This window comes from Cytobacillus sp. Bac17, from assembly GCF_024519925.1.
Classification (GTDB): Bacteria; Bacillota; Bacilli; order Bacillales; family Cytobacillaceae; genus Cytobacillus; species Cytobacillus pseudoceanisediminis.
Genome location: NZ_JALJRC010000001.1, coordinates 68,339 through 90,367, shown reverse-complemented (window position 1 = coordinate 90,367; position 22,029 = coordinate 68,339). Strand labels below are relative to the sequence as shown.

Genomic DNA, 22,029 nt, shown 5'->3' with positions numbered 1-22,029 from the left:
CCCTTCACCATGAGGGGGGTAGGCGCAGCAGTTAAACAGTAATGGAATTCCAAGATTATGTATTTTTTATTTTTGAGGGGGAGATACTTTCTCCCTTTTTTAATAATTAAGAAGGAGGCAACACAGATGGCCAGAATCCAGACAAAAAGCGCCGTGGAGAAGATTGTTTCTTATCCGCTTGGCAGCTCGCCGGAAGAGATCAAAGAAAAGTTCAATTTAATGGCTGTCCGGAAAATGTCTGATAATGAAAATGTGTATGGCTGTTCACCAGAAGTAAAGAACAGCATCAGCAAGGCGATGAATAGCCTTTATTTTTATCCGGACGGAACTGTTTCCCTGCTCAAGCGCAAACTGGCCGGATTCTACAATATAAATCAAGATAAATTTCTTGTAAGCAATGGATCAGAAGAAATCATCCGTTTATTGACTAGAGCATACATAAGCACTGGAGACGAGGCTATTATGGCACAGATGACCTTTCCTCGCTATGAAACAAACGTCCTGATTGAAGGAGGCAGTGCTATTACTGTCCCGCTGCAAAATGGCACACATAATCTAAATGCCATGTATGCACAGGTCAGCAAAAAAACAAAAATGATATTTATCTGCAATCCCAACAACCCTACAGGAACCATAGTCGGTAAAACAGAACTTCTGCAATTCATCGAAAAAGTTCCTTCGAATATCTTGATTATTCTAGATGAAGCTTACTATGAATATGTGCAATCTTCAGATTATCTTGACTCTATTTCACTTTTGGAAAAGAAGCCGAATTTAATCATTCTGAGGACTTTTTCCAAAATTTACGGTCTTGCCGGTCTCCGTGTCGGCTATGGAATCATGGATTTCGAGATAGTGAATGAGCTTCATAAGGTGAAAGATGTTTTTAATGTCAATCATCTAGCACAGGCAGCCGCTGCAGCGGCATTACATGACCAAGGCTTTATAAGGGAATGTGCTGAAAAAAATGCCAAAGAGATGAAATTTGTGAGTCAGAAGTTAAATGATTTACAGGTTCGCTTTTTTCCTTCCCAAACCAACTTTATTTATATTTTTAGTCAGTATCCAATAGCGGAGAACTTGATTGCCAATGGCTTAGTTGTCCGGCAAATGAAGCTTGAGGGATATCTTGATGCTTTTCGGATGACTTTAGGCACAAGGGAAGATAATGAAGCAGCCATGGATGTGATAAACAAACTTCTAAATGAAAAGGCGGTGTAAGGTGTATGGAATTAAATCCTGCCAGTCTGGAATGGAATGACGCTTATAAGCTGCTGGTTGGTTCTATCCTGCCGCGTCCCATTGCGTTTGTTACCACTATGGATGCGGATGGAAATGTAAATGCAGCTCCATTTAGCTTTTTTACTGCCATATGTGCAGATCCGATGCTGATTTGTTTTTCTCCGATGCGAAAAGGGACAGATGGCTCAAAGAAAGACACGCTTGCCAATATCGAAGAAACAAAGGAATTCGTTATTAACATAGTCAGTGAAGACTTTACCGAAAAGATGAATATTTGTGCAGCGGATTACCCGGCTGGTACAGACGAACTGGTCGCCGCTGGGCTCACTAAAGAAAAAAGTGCCGCTGTGAATCCTCCTCGTGTGAAAGAATCAAAAGTTCACTTGGAATGCAGTCTCCATCAGGTACTTCATTTTGGAGAACGACCTGGCTCAGGAAGCCTGGTGATTGGTAAAGTGGAGCATGTGCATGTTGCTGAAGAGCTATATGAAAATGGAAGGATTAATTCTGAGAAACTAAAGCCAGTTGGCCGAATGGCAGGACATATTTATACCAGGCCGATGACGGATGTATTTGAATTAATCCGAAAAACAGAGCCAAGGTGATGCTATGAAATTCATAACTTTTCAAAAATCAGATGGATCCATTAGAGCTGGCTGGCTGAAGAATAAGGAGTATGCCGTTGATATGCATGAAGCGACCAATGGTGTTCTTCCCAAAACCATGCTGGCATTCCTGGAGAACCATGAATTTTTTATGGAATACTTATCAACCAGCAAAAAACTGAAGGACACTGATAGAGGGGTATATTCTTTATCGGAAGTCACCTTAAAAGCACCACTTCCAAATCCAAAAAGCTTCCGGGATTTCTATGCTTTCGAGGAACATGTAAAAACGGCAAGAGCTAACCGCGGACTTGATATGATACCCGAATGGTATGACATACCAGTTTTTTATTTCTCAAATCATTTAAGCATCAAGGGGCCGAATGAAGAAATTTCACGCCCCAGTCAATGCAAATGGCTTGATTATGAGCTGGAAATTGCCTGTATCATTGGAAAAGAAGGAAGGGATATCAAAGCTTCTGAAGCGGATGATTATATTTTTGGTTATTGCATCTTGAATGATTGGAGCGCAAGAGACATTCAGCGCAAAGAAATGAAGGTAGGTCTTGGCCCTGCAAAAGGGAAGGATTTTGCCACTAGTACAGGGCCATATATCGTTACAAAAGATGAGCTGGAGCATTTCCGTGTTGAAAACGGCTATGATTTGCCGATGACAGCAAAAGTAAATGGAACTCTTCTCTCAGAGGGGAATATGCAGGATCTCTACTATTCTTTTTACGAAATGATTGAGCGGGCTTCTGACGGTGTAACCCTTTGCCCTGGTGAAATGATAGGCTCTGGGACTGTTGGCAGCGGCTGCATCCTTGAGCTTGGCACAGATGTGCACCGCTGGCTTGAACAAGGGGATGAAGTTGAGCTTGAGATTGGAAATCTGGGAGTCTTAAAAAATCGAATTGCAAACAAGTGAGGTGGAAAACATGTTTTATCGCCAAATGGGAAGAATCCCGCACAAACGGCATACGACTTTCAAAAAATCGGATGGAACCCTTTTCAGGGAACAGGTTATGGGGACAAAAGGTTTTTCCGGCACCCAATCCATTCTTTATCATCACTACATGCCGACAGAAGTAGCACGTACTGAGCTGATAGGAAAATATGTTCCCGAGTATGAGGAGCAGGAAAGCTTGAAGCACCGCCATTTGTTCACAGATCAAATCGAAAAGAAAGGAAATGCACTTTCAGCCCGGGAATATCTGCTTGGGAATGATGATCTTTTAATAGGCACTATAAATATTACAGAGCCGATGAAGAGCTTTTACCGGAATGGGGATGGCGATGAGATGCTTTACATTCACTATGGAACAGGAAAAATTGAGACTATGTTCGGAACCTTAACCTATCGTCCAGGGGACTATGTCATAATTCCGATAGGCACTATTTACAGGGTGATTCCGGACCATGAGCAATTGACAAAAGTACTCCTGGTGGAGTCCTTCAGCCAAATTACAACACCAAGAAGATATCGAAATGAATATGGGCAGCTGCTCGAACATAGTCCTTTCTGTGAAAGAGATATTCGGGGACCAGAGACCTTGGAAACATATGATCAAAAAGGGGAACATGAAGTCATTACGAAAACAAGGGGATATTTGCATTCTCATATCCTGAATCATCATCCGCTTGATGTGGAAGGCTGGGACGGCTATCTCTATCCGTGGGTATTTAATATTGAAGACTTTGAACCGATTACTGGGAGGGTCCATCAGCCCCCGCCAGTTCATCAGACATTTGAAGGACATAATTTTGTTGTATGTTCTTTTGTTCCCAGATTATATGACTACCATCCAGAGGCCATCCCTGCCCCTTACTATCACAGCAATGTCAATAGTGATGAACTGCTTTATTATGTGGAAGGCAACTTTATGAGCAGAAAGGGTATCAGGGAAGGCTCCATCACTCTTCATCCGAGCGGGATTCCTCATGGCCCTCATCCCGGGAAGACTGAAGCAAGCATTGGCAAAAAGGAAACTCTTGAGCTTGCTGTTATGATTGATACATTCAGGCCATTAAAATTGGTGAAAAAAGCTAAGTTAATAGAAGATGAAAAGTACATGTATACATGGATTGAATAGAAAAAAGCACTTTCCCTTTTTCCGTAGGGAGAGTGCTTTTTTCTACTTTTCATTCTGCCAAATGATGGCGATTGTACCTTCGCCTGCATGGGCAGCAATGGTTGAGCTTATTTCACCAATGATAATATCGAGGCGGGGAAAGTGTGATTTGATTTCCTCTGCCAGTTCCTCCGCTTTGCCCCGCACATTCCCATGCATGATTTGAACCTGAGGAATGGTGTGGCTTTCGTAAGCATCCCCGAGCAATTCTATCATTCTTTTAATTGCTTTTTTATCCGAACGGACTTTATCAAACAATTCAAACGCACCGTCCCGGTTAATGCGGATTATTGGCTTTATTTTTAATATGCTTCCCAGCAGATATTGTGTTCCTGACATTCTGCCGCCTTTATAAAATTGCTCAAGGCTGCCAAGCAAGATATAATTCTCAGATTTGTCTGCCTCACTTTGAAGGATTTCAGCAATCTTATGTACTGGCATTTCATTTTCAGCAAGCTTTAATCCTTTGTAGATTAAAGACGTAATAGCATAAGACATGCATTTTGAATCAACTGCCGAAACAGGGAACCCTGCCAGCTCAGATCCGGCCAGGCAGCTGTTCATCGTACCGCTTAATTTGCTGGAAACATGTACAGCGACCGCAGCATCATATTCAATCTTCAATGTTTCAAATAGTTCAGCAAATCTCCCGGCAGAAGGCTGTGAAGTTTTAGGAACTTCTTTTTCAGTCCGGATCCGGCTGTACAGCTGATCTGTGTTTAAATCAATACCATCTTCAAATGACTCCTCACCGAATGTTATTAATAGAGGCACAATATAAACATCAGGGTGTTCGAGCAGATCCTCAGAAATATAAGCAGTGCTGTCTGTTATCCAGGCAATCTTCTTTTTTGTCATGGATGTTATAAGTCCTTTGCCAATTATTTTTCACCAAAATCAACCGCTTCCATTATTGAAAACTTCCCTTATTATACACGAAGAAATCATTGCCTGTATTGCTTTTGAGTGGTCCATATATAGGAAATGGCCAGAGTATCTTAATAGAATGTTTATTTGTAGCACTTGAAGGTAAATACGAATTTTTTGTGAACAATGTTTGAACCTGATAAAATGGCGACCTGAAATGAAAAAATCCCCTGCGCCGCAGGGGATTGTGATTATGTCTACTTTATTGACCTAATACCATTTAAACTTGTTTATTGAAATTAAAAAACTTTCGTAGTCCAATCCTCACAATTCCAAATATCGGTCGCAATTTCACGATAGAAATCAGGTTCGTGGGATACCATCAAGATACTTCCGCGATATGCCTTTAAAGCTCGCTTTAACTCTTCTTTTGCTTCCACATCCAAGTGGTTGGTAGGTTCGTCTAGAATTAATAAATTCGTTTCTGTGTTTAAAATTTTACACAATCGAACTTTGGCTTTTTCGCCGCCAGAAAGGACTTCGATTTTACTTTCAATATGTTTCGTGGTTAATCCGCATTTTGCAAGAGCAGCACGAACTTCAGCCTGATTCATACTAGGGAACTCGCTCCAAATCTCTTCAATACAAGTGTTGTAGTTGGCCTGCTTAACTTCCTGCTCGAAGTAACCGATGTATTGATACTCACCGCGTTCCACTTTACCCGAAATGGGACTAATCAATCCAAGAATACTTTTTAAAAGAGTAGACTTACCAATACCGTTAGCTCCCACGAATGCAATTTTTTGTCCGCGTTCCATTTTTAAATTCAGAGGGCGTGAAAGTGGTTCATTGTAACCAATAACAAGATCTTCAGTCGTGAAAATCCAGCGACTAGCTGCACGAGCTTCTTTGAAAATAAACTCTGGTTTCGGCTTCTCTCTCCCCAATTCAATAATTTCCATTTTGTCGAGCTTCTTTTGACGAGACATCGCCATATTACGAGTCGCAACACTTGCCTTGTTGCGAGCAACAAAATCCTTTAAATCAGCAATTTCTTGTTGTTGACGCTTGTATGCAGCCTCTAGCTGCTGCTTTTTCATTTCATATACTTTTAAGAAGTTATCATAGTCACCAACATAGCGATTCAACTCTTGGTTTTCCATGTGATAGATCAAGTTAACAACATTGTTCAAGAATGGAATATCATGTGAAATCAAGATAAATGCATTCTCATATTCCTGTAAATAGCGCTTCAACCATTCGATATGCTGTTCATCCAAATAGTTTGTAGGCTCGTCTAGTAATAGGATTTCAGGTTTTTCCAGCAAAAGCTTAGCTAGCAAAACTTTCGTACGCTGCCCACCGCTGAGATCATCTATATCACGATCAAGTCCAACATCGTCTAATCCTAGGCCACGAGCAACTTCCTCAACTTTTGAGTTAATTTGATAGAAATCATTACTATCTAAAGTTTCTTGCAGCTCGCCAACTTCTGCAAGTAATGCATCGATATCAGCACCTTCATCACCCATTTTTGCATAAAGTTCATTGATCTCTGATTCAGCATCAAAAAGATATTGAAAAGCAGTACTCAAAGCGTCACGCATCGTAGTGCCTTTTTTAAGTACAGCATGCTGATCTAAGTAACCAACACGAACTTTTCGTGACCACTCAACTTTCCCCTCGTCGGGTTGTAACTTCCCGGTAACAATATTCATGAAAGTAGACTTACCCTCACCATTTGCCCCAACTAGTCCAACGTGTTCACCTTTTAAAAGTCGAAAAGACACATCATTGAAAATCGCACGATCACCGAAACCGTGACTTAAATTTTGTACATTTAATACGCTCATTTTTTTACCCCTTCTCTAATATTCCATGTGGATATCTTACTAGATTTATACTGTTTTTTCTATCTAAAGTTATTTCTTGTGAAACATGTAATTCGATTATTGGGATAAGTTGGAGTCTGCCCTTTCTTAATTAAAGGCTCTATTATAGCTGGATGTTGATTTTAAGGCATTGAAATATAGGTGGAAAGAATCTGCTAAATCACGGAATCCATATAATTCCCTGATTTAGCTATTATTTCTATTTCCCAAGATAACCTTGAAGGACCATTTCCAAAGGGAGACCACCCGCGCTGCTTTCTCAATTTTAATATCCAGAGAATAAAAAGCCGCCATCATTAAGATGGTCCTGGACTTCGCCCATTTTTTCAAGATGCTCCTCATGCTCTTAAGGGGTGGCATCTGCCATTTTGGCTGTTCCTTCATTTAGTTCCTCCTCTTGCTTGTAATGGGCAGGGGGGACAGGAAGCTTCTTTAGATGGACATGAAGCCAATCTTACACAAGGAAGACAAAGGATAACCAGGAAGGAAGTTATGTTGGGGATCAGCAAATAGGGGGGGCACACTAACACTTCACCCGGAAAAAAGGTGCCAATTAGGTTATTGGCACCTTTCGCTAATTTTAATGGTTCACTTAACTCCCTGCGGAACTGCCAGGCCAAGACCTTTAGCAATACGTGTACCATAATCAGGATCCGCTTTAAAGAAATGCTGTATCTGGCGATGCTTAATTTCTTCTTTTTCTACAGGCTTCATGGCAGCAACAATGTTTGCCACAAGACGGGAGCGTTCCTCTTCACTCATTAAGCGGTATAGATCACCGGCTTGTGTGTAGTGATCGTTATGATCATATGCAACACTTTCGGCTAAACCGGAAACAGGGTATGCAGCCTGCTTGTGCTCCGGTGACTCAGTAGGTCCTCCAAAGCTGTTCGGCTCGTAATAAACAGAGCCTCCGCCATTGTTGTCAAAGCGCATCTGACCGTCACGCTGATAGTTTTGCACTTCGTTCTTAGGTCGGTTGATTGGCAGCATCTGATGGTTCGCACCTACGCGGTAGCGGTGTGCATCATGGTAGGCGAACAGACGGCCCTGGAGCATCTTGTCAGGTGAAACATCAATCCCCGGCACGAGCGTTCCAGGAGAGAAAGTAGCCTGCTCAACTTCAGCAAAGTAGTTTTCAGGGTTTTTATTCAGTACCATGCGTCCTACTTCGATTAATGGATAGTCTTTCTGTGACCATACCTTTGTTACATCGAATGGATCGAACCGGTAAGTATTCGCATCTTCAAGCGGCATGATTTGCACGCATAGCTTCCATGATGGGAAATCGCCATTCTCAATTGCATTAAATAAATCCTCTGTATGGTAATCAGGGTTTTCTCCAGCCATTTTCGCTGCAGCGTCCACGCTAAGGTTTTTAACGCCCTGTTCCGTTTTAAAATGATACTTTACCCAGACACCTTCACCTTGTTCATTTACCCATTTAAATGTATGGCTGCCGAATCCGTGCATATGTCTAAGGGTTGCAGGTATGCCGCGGTCTGACATTAAGATGGTTACCTGGTGCAGCGATTCAGGTGATAAGGACCAGAAGTCCCAAACGGCTGTCGGATTTTTTAAATGTGTCTTAGGATCACGCTTTTGTGTATGAATGAAGTCAGGGAATTTAATTGCATCCCGAATAAAGAATACAGGCGTATTGTTCCCTACAAGGTCGTAGTTGCCTTCTTCTGTATAAAACTTAACCGCAAAACCGCGTGGGTCGCGTACAGTATCAGCTGAGCCCAATTCACCCGCAACAGTTGAGAAACGGACGAATAAAGGAGTTTTTTTGCCTACTTCTGATAGGAATGCGGCTTTTGTATATTTAGTGAGGTCATTAGTAACTTCAAAATAGCCATGTGCGCCAGCACCTTTGGCGTGAACTACCCGCTCAGGTACGCGTTCCCTGTTGAAATGGGCCAGTTTTTCCAGCAAGTGTACATCCTGAATTAAAGTAGGCCCTCTAGAGCCAGCTGTCATTGAATTTTGGTTGTCGCCAACAGGGGCGCCCCAGCTTGTAGTTAGATTATTCTTATTTGCCATTCTATAATCACCTCATAAAAGTTTAATAGCTTGCTACATTCATAATGATAACATTTCTCAATGTAAAATCAATACTTTTTTATAATTATTATAAATAAAGATAAGTTCTTAAGAAGAAGCTCTTATAAAAAGAGGAGGAGAATGCTTGTTTTTAACGGCATTAGTATATTTATATTTGCGTTTTTTCTTAAAAGAACTGGTTTTTTCGGAAGGATGGGAGCAGAAGGGGGATGTTCATGTGAATTTAGAGGATCCATATGAAAAAATCGGGCGGTATAAGGAACCGCCCGATTTACTAGCTAATATTTTCTCTTATTATCGGCATGCTCATGCATCTTGGGCCACCCCGTCCTCTTGAGAGTTCTGAGCTGAGAATTTCAATGACCTCAACCCCATTTTGACGGAGGATGTCGTTTGAGACATAATTCCGGTCATAAGTTACAACTACACCGGGAGCGATGGCGAGTGTATTGGATCCATCATTCCATTGTTCGCGTGCCGATGCAATCGGGCAGCCTCCTCCACAAGGGATTAACACTATTTCATCAAGATTAAGAACTTCTTTTAATGTTATCTTCAAAGAGTTTTTCTCTGTAATTTTAAGAAGATCTGAATTCTCCTCCTGTTCCAGTATGTAAATCTTCATACTGCCATCTCTATCTTCAATAGCAGGATGGTAGGTGAATTTATCGTGGTCAATCATTGTAAATACAGTATCCAGGTGCATGAATGCACGGATTTTGGGGATTTCAACTGCCACAACTTTTTTAATGGATTTCTGGCGGGTGAATAGTTCCCTTGCAAGTTTTTCTATCCCTTGTGCAGAAGTTCTTGCGCTGACGCCAATGGCGACTACTTCATCGCTCAATATCAGTTCATCTCCACCTTCTAGTGAGTAAAGATCATCACGATTAAAGTAAGCAGGAATTTCATGTTTATTAAAACGGGGATGATGATTCATGATGTAGTCCATAAAAATGGACTCCCGTCTCCTTGCGGGTTCATGCATTCGATTAATGGTAATGCCTTCACCTATTACCGCTGCAGGATCCCGGGTAAAATAAAGGTTGGGCATTGGGTCCAGATAAAAAGGATAATGATCAGGCATCAGTTCATGAAGATGAATTTTCTTATCCTGATCAATATCCGATTTTACGACACCTGACATCACTTTCTTTACCAGCTCATCAGGCGGAAGAGATAAGAGATAATCTTTTACAGTTTCGTAGGAACCATTTATATTCGATTGACTTTCCCATAAGACCTTTTCAATAAAAGACATTCTTGTCTCGTCCAGCTGTATGGCTTCTGTCATCAATTTATCGAGATATAAGACCTCAATTCCCCGATTGCTTAGTATATTGGCGAAATAATCATGTTCTTTTTGAATGGCAGGCAAAAAGGGGATGTCATCGAATAAAAGTCTTTTCAAATATTGAGGTGTGAGATTTTCAATTTCCTTACCCGGCCTATGCAGAAGGACCGTCTTTAATTCTCCAATTTCCGAAGTTACATTTAACGGATGTTTCATTATTAATACCTCCAAAGGCTAAATGCCTGACCTATTGTTCTATGTTTGATTGGTTCCCTGTGTATTCATAGAGTAAACAGATCAATTTTGCGCATATTTATTCAATACAGCAAAAATGTGCCGGGTAAATTTTTTCAAATTAAAAGGGCAAACTACATATCAGGCATTCTTAATGAAACTCAAAGAAAATCTGTCCTTCATAAGTGTACAAATTGAAAAAATGTGTTAAAGTATAAATTGAAAAACCTTTACATAGCTTTATTTGCTTAACGAAATAATGTCCGTGCTGAAAATACAGTTGTGTATGAGTTGGCGACATTCAATAAAAATGAACTGGGGGATACTGAGATGACCAGCAAAATTTTAGATTCTTTTTTACAGGAAAACCTGGAGGATTTAAAGGATAGAGGACTTTACAACGTAATCGACCCTCTTGAAAGCCCAAATGGCCCTATAATCAAAATCAATGGAAGAGAACTAATCAATCTTTCATCCAATAACTATTTAGGTTTGGCAACTGATGAAAGACTTAAAAAATCTGCCATCGAAGCAATTGAGAAATATGGGGTTGGAGCAGGTGCTGTCCGTACTATAAATGGAACGCTTGAACTTCACACAAAACTTGAAGAAAAGCTTGCTGAGTTCAAACAAACAGAAGCAGCCATCGCATACCAATCTGGTTTTAATTGTAACATGGCGGCTATTTCAGCTGTTATGGATAAAAATGATGCTATTCTGTCTGATGAATTAAACCATGCGTCCATTATTGATGGATGCCGTCTATCGAAAGCTAAGATTATTCGAGTAAATCATTCTGATATGGAAGATTTACGGGCAAAAGCGAAGGAAGCAAAAGAATCTGGACAGTACAACAAAATCATGATCATTACTGACGGCGTTTTCTCAATGGATGGGGACATCGCAAAGCTTCCTGAGATCGTGGAGATCGCCGAAGAATTTGATCTGATCACTTATGTGGATGATGCGCACGGTTCAGGAGTACTTGGAAAAGGAGCAGGGACTGTAAAGCACTTCGGCCTTTCCGATAAAATCGATTTCCAGATCGGAACACTTTCTAAGGCAATAGGTGTTGTTGGTGGATATGTGGCCGGCAAAAAGGATTTGATTGATTGGCTGAAAGTCCGCAGCAGACCATTCCTATTCTCAACATCTTTAACACCTGCTGATGTAGCAGCAAGCACGAAAGCCATTGAGCTGCTGATGGAAAGCACAGAGCTGAATGAAAAGTTATGGGAAAATGCCAATTACCTTAAGGATGGTCTGGAAAAATTAGGATTTAATATTGGCGACAGTGAAACACCAATCACTCCTTGTATTGTTGGAGATGAAGTAAAAACACAGGAATTCAGCAAAAAACTCAATGAAGAAGGCGTTTATGCGAAATCAATCGTCTTCCCGACTGTCCCAAGGGGAACGGGACGTGTCAGAAATATGCCTTCTGCAGCACATACGAAAGAAATGCTGGATCAGGCTATTGCAATTTATGAAAAAGTCGGCAAAGAAATGGGAATTATTTAAGTTTGACTATAAAGCAAAATCTATAAGGCAAAGAGGAAATGTTGGAGGAATAAAATGAAACGAATTATGATTACTGGAGCTTTAGGTCAGATTGGCTCTGAACTAACCTTGAAATTAAGAGAAATCTATGGAACAGACAATGTTATTGCAACAGACATCAGAAAAAATGAGTCTGAAGCTGCCCAATCAGGACCGTTTGAAATGGTTGATGTTACTGATGCAAAATCAATGCTGGATACGGCTAAAAAATATAATGTGGATACAGTTATCCATATGGCAGCCCTGTTATCAGCAACAGCTGAAGCCAACCCAGTATTTGCATGGAATTTAAATATGGGGGGGCTTATGAATGCACTTGAAACGGCTAGAGAGTGCAGCGCACAATTCTTTACGCCGAGCTCCATTGGCGCATTTGGTCCTTCTACGCCAAAAGACAACACACCGCAGGATACTATTCACCGCCCAACTACTATGTATGGCGTGAACAAGGTTGCGGGCGAATTACTGTCTGATTACTACTATTACAAGTTTGGTGTTGATACTAGAGGCCTGCGATTCCCTGGTTTAATCTCTTATGTTACTCCTCCAGGGGGCGGAACGACTGATTACGCTGTTGAGATCTACTATGAAGCGATTAAAAATGGCCGCTATACTTCTTATATCGACCAGGGCACATATATGGATATGATGTATATGCCGGATGCATTAAATGCTATCGTTGATTTAATGGAAGCCGATGCAGATAAACTCAGTCACCGCAACTCCTTCAATGTAACTGCAATGAGTTTTGAACCTGAACAGATTGCTGCAGAGATCAGAAAGCATATTCCTGGGTTTGAAATTTCCTATGAAGTTGATCCTGTGCGCCAGGCGATTGCCGACAGCTGGCCAAATTCGATTGATGCAAGTGCAGCAAAAGAAGAGTGGGGATTTAAAGCAGACTTCGATTTAGCCAAGATGACTGCTGATATGCTTGATAAACTAAGAACAAAATTATGATAAAGCAAAAGGGACGCCGTATGGCTGTCCCTTTTATAGTTTTATATTGAATTGCTTGCGGAGGAATTCCCTTTTTTCCTCCTCGGTTATTTCATATTTTTCTTTTGTGCCCGCTTCAGACTTAGTGACAGTCAATCCTGAGAGTGTAACACGGCCATTCTTTGTCGCAATAGTGGCCAGGTCGCCATGTGTAAAATGGGATTCAGGAGAAGTCTGATTGAAAAAACATGCATCATGAAAGTCATTCAGCTGCCTTGGCTTATCAGAAAAACGGTAAAGAATTCTCCATTTACCATCCTCAAGTCTTTGAAGATCATAAATTCCTTCACCGGACTCTCTTATCCGGTAAGTTCCGCTTACATCTGTTTTTTCCTCACCCGTTAAAGGTAAAGGCTGCCTGACGGAATCACCAAATCCTACGTCCACCAAATAAGGAATTTGGTTTAATAAAACCAGTATGGCTGCATGGGAATCTTCTCTGACCCATCCATCCGGCTTTTTGACGGTGCAGGAAATCAAGTGGGATTGAAATCCCAGTTCTGACAGCAGATGTTGAAATAGACCGTTTAATTCATAACAAAAGCCTCCCCGGCTTCTTTCAAGAATTTTTTCAAAAAACGCATCTGTGTCAAGCATAATAGGAATTTTTCTTGTTACATCCAAGTTTTCAAAAGGAATTTTGTGCATATGGCTGCTCTGAAGTTCTTTCAGATATTCAAGATCAAGATTACGTTCAGCCGATACTGCAATGCGTTTTAAGTATTTCTCTGCATCCATAAGATCACTCCATAAATTTTTTCTTTTTTAGCGATTAAGAAGGAAAAACAAATCAATTTGCAGTAATGAAATAGTTATACTAAAATGTCATTATATTTACATTTTAGCAAATTACACACGGGGGTTTAAATATGGCATATGAAGTAACTGTTGAATTTTGCATGATGTGAAACTACGCACCAAAAGCCGCGAGTTTCGCGGAAGAACTTTTTACACATTTTCGCTCTGATATTTCAAAAATGGAACTGGTTCCAAGTAAAGGCGGAGCTTTTGAAGTGACAGTAAATGGAGAAAAGCTTTATTCTAAGCTCGATACTGGCATTTTTCCTAAAACCAAAGAAATTATTGATAAGATGCAGGGATAACCTGCCAAACCTTCTCCCCAGGGAGGAGGTTTTTTACTGATCCATAACATTTTATCGCAGTCTAACGGGCAGTAAGACTCCCACTTCAAGACTCAGAGGAATCAATGGAGAATAAGTGGGGGTCAAACTGCCCGTAAAGGCCCGATTGGTTCAACTAACAATCAGTGGGGGATAAAACCCCACTGATTGAAGTTTCACTATATGTAAACAAAGGGCAGAAAGGCTACCTCTATCTCAGTTTTCAATTGATGCTGATATCTCTATCGCATCCTGGCCCAGCTTCCTTTTTATTTATAAAAATCTCTAATATCTCATTGGAAAAATTTGCACTTACCCTGTTTTTAATAACTGAAAAAGGCAGCTTAACTTTCCGCATACATGGCTGGCCGCAGCGAATCGGGTCAGTTTCATCTATTTTAACCGCTTTAATGATCACCGTGTTTTCCTTTAAGGAAACGGTTACATCTTTTGAAACGCATCCTGTTAAGAGCGCCTCAACAATAATTTCCGCTTCCGTATCATATAAGTCGATGCGAAAAGTAATTTGATCCAAATACGATGACAGCGGGTCCAGATAATAATCCTCCATCCATTTTTCCAATTCATCCAAATTAAACGGATGGAAATCTTCCTTTTTGTTCAATTTCAAAACCCCCTTGTTTCAATCTATAGTATTCATTTCATGCAAAATAGTGAAAAATGATATAATAATCAGGCAAGTGCTGGAGGGATCTTAATGAAAAGTACAGTCAGAAATATTTTACCGGTTCATGAACTGCAAAAAGACCGGCGTTTTACCCATTTAATGAAACAGTATGGACTTGACTTTATACATACAACAAATATTTTAAAAGAGGTAATTTCTGAAATCAGGAATAACATTCTTGACGGGAATTGGACGGGCGAGGAGCCTGGTACGGAAAAATTTACGGAAGATATATTTAAAAAAGCAGAAGAGGTAATCAATGTTCGGTATGGATACACTCTTAAAAGGGTTATCAATGCCACTGGCACTATTCTTCACACTAATCTTGGCCGAGCGCGTTTAAGCAAATCAGCAGCTGAACATATGCTTGAAATTGCCATGAACTATTCCAATTTGGAATATAACCTGGGCGAAGGAGCCCGGGGATCCAGGCATAGTCACCTGGAAAGCCTGGTCAAAGAGCTGACAGGAGCAGAAGCAGCGATGGCAGTTAACAATAATGCTGCTGCCGTTTATATCATCCTAAAAGCTCTTGCAGAAGAAAAAGAAGTAATAGTTTCCCGCGGTCAGCTTGTTGAAATCGGAGGCTCCTTCAGGGTATCAAGCATAATGGAAGAGAGCGGTGCAAAGCTTGTTGAAGTGGGAACAACGAATAAAACCCACTTAGAAGATTATAAACAAGTGATCAATGAAGATACAGCCATGATTATGAAGGTACATACGAGCAATTTTAAAATAATAGGTTTTACCAAAGAAGTTGGAACTGACGAACTAGCCCAGCTATCTAAAGAAAAAAATATCATATTCTATGAAGATTTGGGCAGCGGTGCACTATTTGATTTTAAAAGCAAAGGAATCGGTAATGAGCCAACCGTAAGTGATGTGATAAAAATGGGGGCAGATATCGTTTCTTTTAGCGGGGACAAGCTTTTAGGCGGCCCGCAGGCAGGCATTATTGCCGGGAGAAAGGACTTAATCGAAAAACTGAAGAAACACCAGCTTGCCCGGGTACTTCGAGTTGATAAAATGACAATTGCAGCGCTCGAAGGCACGCTTATTGATTACTTAAAAGGGGAAGAGGGGCTGAAAAATATTCCGGTAGTCCATGATGTAATGACGACAAGTGAGGAACTCGAAACGAGAACTGCACAATTTCTTCACAGATTACAAGCAGCTGCGAAGGATTATGAATGCTCTATGAGAAAAAGCACAGGGCAAGTTGGGGGAGGAACAATGCCTGATGTTGAACTGCCTTCCTGGGTTGCCGTTTTAAAGCACTGGCGTTACTCACCGGAACATATTGGCCGACAGTTAAGAATTAATTGTACTCCTTCCATAATAGTGAGGATACATAAAGAAGAAGTACTGATTGACCTGCGGGCAGTAACTGTAAATGAAGAGGACATCATTATAAAAGCATTAACTGCTATTTAATTCTTGCAGCTGCCTGATTTTAAGGCAGCTGCTTTTTGATTAAACTTTACATATCATGGTGGGAATTATGTTTTTGTCTGGTATGGTTCCGGTTTTTCACTTTTTTTGAGCCGCTTAAAGGTTCAGGCTGTCCATCGTTATTATGCCCTTTGGGTGCATTTTTTCGCATGTCTTTGCCGTTGTTTTTATTCATTTTTTGATGCCCTCCTCATAATATAGGATGCTGACTTCCGCTCCAGGCAGCGTCCATACTGTGCTGCCGTCTTAAGGCTCTGGGTAACCAAGATAGAAGGTGAAACTCATCTTCCTCTCATGTGTTAGTGTGGCTCTTTTCCATGGAAAATTGCCTTGCAAATTGTGGCTGAAATTCAAGATTTCCACCTGAGTGATTTGGCGGAATATTTTATGGTTCTATTGCGCAATTTAATGGTACAAATTTTATTAGGAGTGAAAAAGCATGCCATATCATAAAGATAAACAGCAGGCATTTCAGGCAGCGCAGCAGGGAATGGAAGATGCACAGGAGCTTTATGCTGAAATTGTAAAAGATTCTGCCAGTTACGGCCATCAGCTTAAACATCTTAAGCAGGAGGTAAATGAAGCGTACGCTCAAATTGAAAATGCACTTGAGGTTGCATCCGATCATCAGCGGGCACAATTGGAGAGATTCCAGCAGGACTTGCGATCCATGGTTGATGATGTGAACCAATACTAGAATGTTATGAATTGAAGGGAATAAAATTTTTTCCTAAAAACCCGGCTGCGACCAGCCGGGTAATTTAATTTAATATCAGATACAACATTTTGGTCTCGCAAAGAGCCTGCCTTCTCGAGGTGTCCTGAGTTGGGCAAGGCGTTTCCGCTTTCCTTATTTACTGATTCTTCTTCCTCTTTTTATTATTTTGCTTTTGCGCTTCTGTTAGGGGTTCATTGGCAAATTCCTCATTGTATCCGGTGCCCATGCCCTGCCCTTTTGCATCATTCATACCCTCTATAATATGATTAGCCTTTCTTTTAGCCATAGCGAATCACCTCCGTATTATTATTTTTCCGTGAATGATGTCAATTTATGTTGATTTTTAGACAAGAGATTTCTCTTTTTCGTTTTATCAGTATAATAACCAAGCTAGAACGGGTTTTATCCTCTAATTGAAAAACGCTATCAATTAGGGCGTTTAAAAGGCTAATTGTAGTAAATAAGAATTTGTGATAAGAAAAACTTATCAAAAACAATAACTTTCTTGTTATTTACTTATATAACAGGTTGTATTAATATAGGAATTGTGAGAAAAGTAAGGATGGATGAAAATTCAAACTTTTCGACAATTACCTAACACTTGGTATATGATGTTTATTGAAAGAGGGGGTAATACATTTGGCAAAGAATGATGTGTTCAATTCCCGCAAATCCTTTGATCTGGACGGGAAGCGCTATCATTACTATCATTTAGGCGCTCTGGAAGAAGCTGGAGTAGGTAATGTTTCCAAATTGCCTTATTCTATTAAGGTATTATTGGAATCAGTACTTCGTCAATATGACGGCCGTGTAATTACAAAAGAGCATGTTGAAAACCTTGCAAAATGGGGAACTTCTGAAGTAAAAGAAGTAGATGTTCCTTTCAAACCATCACGTGTAATTCTGCAGGACTTCACTGGAGTTCCGGCAGTAGTTGACCTGGCTTCATTGCGTAAGGCAATGGCTGACATGGGTGGGGACCCTGACAAAATCAATCCTGAGAAGCCGGTTGATCTAGTTATCGACCACTCTGTACAGGTAGATAAGTATGGTACACCTGATTCTCTTGAAGCCAACATGGAGCTTGAATTCGAGCGCAATGCTGAGCGCTACCAGTTCTTAAGCTGGGCACAAAAGGCATTTGACAACTATCGTGCAGTTCCGCCTGCAACAGGTATTGTTCACCAGGTAAACCTTGAGTTCCTTGCGAATGTTGTTCATGCTCTTGAAACAACGGAAGGTGATTTTGAAACTTTCCCTGACACTCTTGTAGGTACTGACTCCCATACAACCATGATCAACGGTATCGGCGTTCTTGGATGGGGTGTAGGAGGTATTGAAGCTGAAGCAGGTATGCTGGGACAGCCTTCATATTTCCCTGTTCCTGAAGTTGTAGGGGTTAAGCTTACTGGCGAGCTTCCTAACGGAACAACTGCTACTGACCTTGCATTAAAGGTAACCCAGGTACTGCGCAGCCAGGGAGTGGTTGGCAAGTTTGTAGAATTCTTCGGTCCTGGTGTTACACAGCTTCCATTGGCTGACCGTGCTACAATTGCTAACATGGCACCAGAATACGGAGCTACTTGCGGATTCTTCCCTGTTGATGCGGAAGCTCTGGATTACATGCGCCTGACTGGACGTCCAGAAGAGCAAATCAAAATTGTGGAAAAATACTGCAAAGAAAATGGAATGTTCTTTGATCCAGCTCTAGAGCCAGTATATACGAATGTAGTTGAAATCAATCTTGCCGAAATCGAAGCGAACCTTTCAGGTCCTAAGCGTCCACAGGACTTAATTCCGCTTTCAGCTATGAAAAAGGAATTCAATGACGCTATCACAGCTCCTCAAGGCAACCAGGGATTCGGTTTGGATAAGAAAGAAATCGACAAAGAAATCACTGTTGAGTTTGCAAATGGCGATTCAACCAAGATGAAAACGGGTGCTGTTGCCATTGCGGCAATCACTAGCTGTACAAATACTTCAAACCCTTATGTTTTAGTTGGTGCAGGTTTAGTGGCGAAAAAGGCAGTTGAACTTGGAATGGAAGTTCCTAAGTTCGTAAAAACTTCCTTGGCTCCTGGATCTAAGGTTGTTACTGGATACCTGCGTGATTCAGGACTTCTTCCATACATGGAACAGCTTGGATTCAACCTTGTAGGGTATGGCTGTACAACATGTATCGGTAACTCAGGCCCATTAAGAGAAGAAATCGAAAAGGCTGTAGCTGAAAGCGATCTTCTTGTAACATCTGTTCTTTCCGGTAACCGTAACTTTGAAGGGCGTATCCATCCGCTTGTAAAAGCTAACTACCTGGCTTCTCCGCCATTAGTAGTCGCTTATGCACTAGCTGGAACAGTCGATATCGATCTTCAAAACGAGCCAATCGGAAAAGACAAGAATGGCAACGATGTCTTCTTTAACGACATTTGGCCATCTACTGCTGAAGTTAATGAAGTGGTTAAACAGACTGTTACACCTGAATTGTTCCGTAAAGAATATGCGCATGTATTTGATGACAATGCCCGCTGGAACCAAATCCAGACAAGCAATGAGCCGTTATATTCATTTGATGATAATTCAACATATATCCAGAATCCTCCGTTCTTTGAAGGCTTAACTCCTAATGCTGATGAAGTTAAACCTTTATCAGGATTGCGTGTTGTCGGCAAGTTCGGTGATTCTGTCACAACTGACCATATTTCTCCGGCAGGTGCGATCGGCAAGGATACACCAGCAGGAAAATACCTTCGCGAGAACGGTGTTGAACCACGCGACTTTAACTCTTATGGATCCCGCCGCGGTAACCATGAAGTTATGATGCGCGGTACATTTGCAAACATCCGTATCCGCAACCAGATCGCACCAGGTACAGAAGGCGGCTTCACAACATACTGGCCAACTGGCGAAGTAACTTCCATCTATGATGCTTGCATGAAATACAAGGAAGATGGAACTGGCTTAGTAGTTCTTGCCGGCAAAGACTATGGAATGGGATCTTCCCGTGACTGGGCTGCAAAAGGTACGAACTTGCTTGGAATTAAAACAGTTATTGCTGAAAGCTATGAGCGTATCCACCGCTCCAACCTTGTTCTAATGGGTGTTCTGCCGCTTCAGTTCAAGGCAGGCGAAAGTGCAGAAACTCTTGGCTTGTCAGGTAAAGAAACGATCGATGTTCAAATCGACGAAAATGTTAGACCGCGTGACTTTGTTAAGGTTACAGCTACAGATGAAAACGGCAATCAGACTACTTTTGAAGCTCTTGTTCGTTTCGACTCTGAAGTTGAAATTGATTACTACCGCCACGGCGGAATCCTGCAAATGGTTCTTCGTGATAAATTGGCAAATTAATTTAAAAAACCGCTATGTGCTCGTTCACATAGCGGTTTTTTATTTACAAAATATACGGGCTTAGGTATCTTAAATGTATATTAACTTTGGGGGGTTGACATTGGATGCTTTTTTGATTGGACCTTTAATAGTAAAGTATGAATGGGTTTTAGTCCTGCTATCAGGTATCGTTGCTTATTTTACTATTGCAAATGTATTAAGAGACCAAAAGGAATATAAAAAAATCTTTCTGAATGTCATGCTCAATTCAATGCTCTTTGGCTTTTTCACTTATAAGTTTAGTTCAATTCTCTTTCAAACCGAAAATATTCTAAGCAGCCCTATAGGGATTTTATATTTCTCAGGTGGAAGGAAAGGAGCCATTTTAGGGACTTTATTGGCACTTATCTATATAGTAATGGAAATTAAGAAATACAAATATCCGCTCAAAAAATGGATGTATGGAATTGTTTACGGATCTGTCACATTTATGCTGTCTTATTGGCTGTTCAGAACCTTATTAATTTTGCTTTTCTAGGTTAAAATACAATCAAGGAAGCAAAAAGGTTTTAATAGCCGGGAGGGAAAACAGCATGTTCAAAAAATTATTTGCAGCAGCTGTGTTATTAATAATTACTACTGCAATATTTGTAGTGCAGGCAGTTGAAAAAGATGAAGTCGAGAGTCATCCCGTTAATCAGACTGGTTTAGGAATTGGCTTGAAAGCCCCAGATTTTGAATTGAAAAACCTTCAGGGGGAAACAGTAAAGCTCTCAGATTATAAAGGAAAGAAAGTTATGCTTAACTTTTGGGCAACATGGTGTCCTCCATGTAAAGCTGAAATGCCTGACATCCAAAAATTCTATACTCAAAAGGGAAATCAAGTTGCTATCTTAGCAGTGAACATTGATCCACAATCTGATGTTGCCGGTTTTGCGGAAGAAATGCACGTGAATTTTCCCATACTGCTTGATGTAGATGAAAAAGTATCTAATGCCTATCAGATAATGACGATTCCTACCACTTTTTTTATTGATGAAGAAGGAATTATCCGGAATAAATACTTAAGTGCAATGTCCCTGGAGATTATGAATCAGTATATAGATGAAATGTAAAAACATCTGCAAAGAGCAGATGTTTTTTATGTATAGGTTTACACCGCTATAAAAAAGGAAATGAAATTAGAAGAGTGATTTTTATGAATATTTTACCAATAAAAGCGAACCTTATGTACTTTTTTCACGTATTGTGGATATATGCGGATTAAATTTTCGAAAAGTTGTAATAATTTAAAGAGTTTCTGGAGATAATGACTGTTACAATGGTATTAAAGGAAGGTGAAAGATTTATGAGAAAGCCTAGAAAACGCTCCTTTGCTGAATTAGTTTCAGAAAATAAACGCCAGCTTCTTAAAGACCAAGATGCAATGGAAAAAATCGAAGAACGCCTCGAGCTTAAACGTCTTAATAAGGCCGAATAGAATTACTTGCCATTCATGAAACTCTCTGCATTTGACCATACTTAAAATGAGGAGGGATATCAATGAGTAATCAAAAAAGACACCCTAATCATTTTGCTCCGAACCATATTGGTACACAATCACGCGGATTTGGCGGCAACAAAGGCAAAAAAATGCAGGACAAATCCGGACAGCATGCACAAGTAATTCAAACTAAAGGCGAATAATTGTAATTAACCTGCCGTTTCATTTTCGGCAGGTTTTTTGTTTCAAAATTCAGGCATACCACAGGCAAGCTGCCCACACATTACCGCCAATATTTTTCTTGTTCTTTCACAAACTAATTTTGTACCATCACCTAATAAAGGGAGG

Annotated in this window: 23 protein-coding genes; 14 read left to right on the top strand and 9 right to left on the bottom strand. The window is 40.6% G+C overall.

All coding sequences use genetic code 11. From position 1 onward, the window contains the following. Positions 1 to 126 precede the first annotated feature (126 nt). The 4 genes from hisC to NR125_RS00445 are packed head-to-tail and all read left to right on the top strand — an operon-like array spanning position 127 to position 3,940. Entirely contained in the window at positions 127 to 1,221 is a 1,095-nt protein-coding gene (gene hisC / locus NR125_RS00460) for a histidinol-phosphate transaminase (protein WP_019382976.1), read from the top strand. Between the two features lie 5 nt (positions 1,222 to 1,226). Next, positions 1,227 to 1,847 (top strand): flavin reductase family protein, encoded by a 621-nt coding sequence (locus tag NR125_RS00455; protein WP_019382977.1) that lies wholly within the window; start codon positions 1,227 to 1,229, stop codon positions 1,845 to 1,847. Between the two features lie 4 nt (positions 1,848 to 1,851). Continuing rightward, the gene (locus NR125_RS00450; protein WP_019382978.1) at positions 1,852 to 2,775 is read left to right on the top strand and encodes a fumarylacetoacetate hydrolase family protein; all 924 of its coding nucleotides are present in this window, start codon (positions 1,852 to 1,854) and stop codon (positions 2,773 to 2,775) included. 10 nt (positions 2,776 to 2,785) lie between these two features. Then, complete coding sequence (locus tag NR125_RS00445; protein WP_251175239.1) at positions 2,786 to 3,940, top strand: homogentisate 1,2-dioxygenase; 1,155 nt, start codon at positions 2,786 to 2,788, stop codon at positions 3,938 to 3,940. A 42-nt stretch (positions 3,941 to 3,982) separates the two neighbouring features. Here the strand turns inward: NR125_RS00445 and NR125_RS00440 are convergent, their stop codons facing one another. The 5 genes from NR125_RS00440 to arcA form a co-directional block, all read right to left on the bottom strand. Continuing rightward, positions 3,983 to 4,837, bottom strand: a complete 855-nt coding sequence (locus NR125_RS00440) for a DegV family protein (protein WP_019382980.1) — start codon at positions 4,835 to 4,837, stop codon at positions 3,983 to 3,985. Between the two features lie 308 nt (positions 4,838 to 5,145). Beyond that, positions 5,146 to 6,699, bottom strand: a complete 1,554-nt coding sequence (locus NR125_RS00435; RefSeq protein ID WP_009334734.1) for an ABC-F family ATP-binding cassette domain-containing protein — start codon at positions 6,697 to 6,699, stop codon at positions 5,146 to 5,148. Positions 6,700 to 6,924: 225 nt separating this feature from the next. Next, positions 6,925 to 7,122, bottom strand: coding sequence for a hypothetical protein (locus NR125_RS00430; protein ID WP_071157753.1), 198 nt, complete (start codon positions 7,120 to 7,122; stop codon positions 6,925 to 6,927). Positions 7,123 to 7,326: 204 nt separating this feature from the next. Further along, positions 7,327 to 8,784, bottom strand: coding sequence for a catalase KatA (katA, locus tag NR125_RS00425; RefSeq protein ID WP_071157751.1), 1,458 nt, complete (start codon positions 8,782 to 8,784; stop codon positions 7,327 to 7,329). Positions 8,785 to 9,079: 295 nt separating this feature from the next. Continuing rightward, positions 9,080 to 10,315, bottom strand: a complete 1,236-nt coding sequence (gene arcA / locus NR125_RS00420) for an arginine deiminase (RefSeq protein ID WP_256814617.1) — start codon at positions 10,313 to 10,315, stop codon at positions 9,080 to 9,082. A gap of 348 nt (positions 10,316 to 10,663) precedes the next feature. Between arcA and NR125_RS00415 the strand changes: the two genes are divergently transcribed. Together NR125_RS00415 and NR125_RS00410 are read left to right on the top strand one after the other, a co-directional pair. Then, complete coding sequence (locus NR125_RS00415) at positions 10,664 to 11,854, top strand: glycine C-acetyltransferase (protein ID WP_071157747.1); 1,191 nt, start codon at positions 10,664 to 10,666, stop codon at positions 11,852 to 11,854. A gap of 54 nt (positions 11,855 to 11,908) precedes the next feature. Beyond that, positions 11,909 to 12,853: an L-threonine 3-dehydrogenase gene (locus NR125_RS00410; protein ID WP_009334730.1), complete on the top strand. Its 945-nt coding sequence runs from the start codon at positions 11,909 to 11,911 to the stop codon at positions 12,851 to 12,853. A 33-nt stretch (positions 12,854 to 12,886) separates the two neighbouring features. Here the strand turns inward: NR125_RS00410 and NR125_RS00405 are convergent, their stop codons facing one another. After that, the gene (locus tag NR125_RS00405) at positions 12,887 to 13,630 is read right to left on the bottom strand and encodes an arylamine N-acetyltransferase family protein (RefSeq protein ID WP_009334729.1); all 744 of its coding nucleotides are present in this window, start codon (positions 13,628 to 13,630) and stop codon (positions 12,887 to 12,889) included. A gap of 131 nt (positions 13,631 to 13,761) precedes the next feature. Here NR125_RS00405 and NR125_RS00400 point away from each other — a divergent pair, with 131 nt between their 5' ends. Continuing rightward, positions 13,762 to 13,995, top strand: coding sequence for an Rdx family protein (locus NR125_RS00400; RefSeq protein ID WP_341002335.1), 234 nt, complete (start codon positions 13,762 to 13,764; stop codon positions 13,993 to 13,995). 241 nt (positions 13,996 to 14,236) lie between these two features. Here NR125_RS00400 and NR125_RS00395 read toward each other — a convergent pair whose 3' ends face one another. Continuing rightward, positions 14,237 to 14,638: an Hsp20/alpha crystallin family protein gene (locus tag NR125_RS00395; RefSeq protein WP_009334727.1), complete on the bottom strand. Its 402-nt coding sequence runs from the start codon at positions 14,636 to 14,638 to the stop codon at positions 14,237 to 14,239. A gap of 93 nt (positions 14,639 to 14,731) precedes the next feature. Here NR125_RS00395 and selA point away from each other — a divergent pair, with 93 nt between their 5' ends. Next, positions 14,732 to 16,135 carry an L-seryl-tRNA(Sec) selenium transferase gene (gene selA / locus NR125_RS00390; RefSeq protein WP_256814612.1) on the top strand — a complete coding sequence of 468 codons (1,404 nt, stop codon included), beginning with the start codon at positions 14,732 to 14,734 and terminating at the stop codon, positions 16,133 to 16,135. A 46-nt stretch (positions 16,136 to 16,181) separates the two neighbouring features. Here the strand turns inward: selA and NR125_RS00385 are convergent, their stop codons facing one another. Then, positions 16,182 to 16,328, bottom strand: coding sequence for a small acid-soluble spore protein P (locus tag NR125_RS00385; protein WP_009334725.1), 147 nt, complete (start codon positions 16,326 to 16,328; stop codon positions 16,182 to 16,184). Positions 16,329 to 16,592: 264 nt separating this feature from the next. Here NR125_RS00385 and NR125_RS00380 point away from each other — a divergent pair, with 264 nt between their 5' ends. Continuing rightward, positions 16,593 to 16,850 (top strand): hypothetical protein, encoded by a 258-nt coding sequence (locus NR125_RS00380; RefSeq protein ID WP_009334724.1) that lies wholly within the window; start codon positions 16,593 to 16,595, stop codon positions 16,848 to 16,850. 157 nt (positions 16,851 to 17,007) lie between these two features. On the opposite strand, the gene sspO is transcribed toward NR125_RS00380, so the two are convergent. After that, positions 17,008 to 17,157 (bottom strand): small acid-soluble spore protein O, encoded by a 150-nt coding sequence (gene sspO / locus NR125_RS00375; RefSeq protein WP_009334723.1) that lies wholly within the window; start codon positions 17,155 to 17,157, stop codon positions 17,008 to 17,010. A gap of 353 nt (positions 17,158 to 17,510) precedes the next feature. On the opposite strand from sspO, the gene acnA reads away from it, so the two are divergent. From acnA to NR125_RS00350, 5 genes are all read left to right on the top strand, one after another. Next, positions 17,511 to 20,219: an aconitate hydratase AcnA gene (gene acnA, locus NR125_RS00370; RefSeq protein ID WP_009334722.1), complete on the top strand. Its 2,709-nt coding sequence runs from the start codon at positions 17,511 to 17,513 to the stop codon at positions 20,217 to 20,219. Positions 20,220 to 20,319: 100 nt separating this feature from the next. Beyond that, the gene (locus NR125_RS00365) at positions 20,320 to 20,736 is read left to right on the top strand and encodes a hypothetical protein (protein ID WP_252246382.1); all 417 of its coding nucleotides are present in this window, start codon (positions 20,320 to 20,322) and stop codon (positions 20,734 to 20,736) included. Between the two features lie 55 nt (positions 20,737 to 20,791). Next, positions 20,792 to 21,313 carry a peroxiredoxin family protein gene (locus NR125_RS00360; protein ID WP_009334720.1) on the top strand — a complete coding sequence of 174 codons (522 nt, stop codon included), beginning with the start codon at positions 20,792 to 20,794 and terminating at the stop codon, positions 21,311 to 21,313. A 233-nt stretch (positions 21,314 to 21,546) separates the two neighbouring features. Then, positions 21,547 to 21,678, top strand: coding sequence for an FbpB family small basic protein (locus tag NR125_RS00355; protein ID WP_026041570.1), 132 nt, complete (start codon positions 21,547 to 21,549; stop codon positions 21,676 to 21,678). Positions 21,679 to 21,740: 62 nt separating this feature from the next. Then, positions 21,741 to 21,884, top strand: a complete 144-nt coding sequence (locus NR125_RS00350; RefSeq protein WP_009334718.1) for an acid-soluble spore protein N — start codon at positions 21,741 to 21,743, stop codon at positions 21,882 to 21,884. Positions 21,885 to 22,029: the final 145 nt, after the last annotated feature.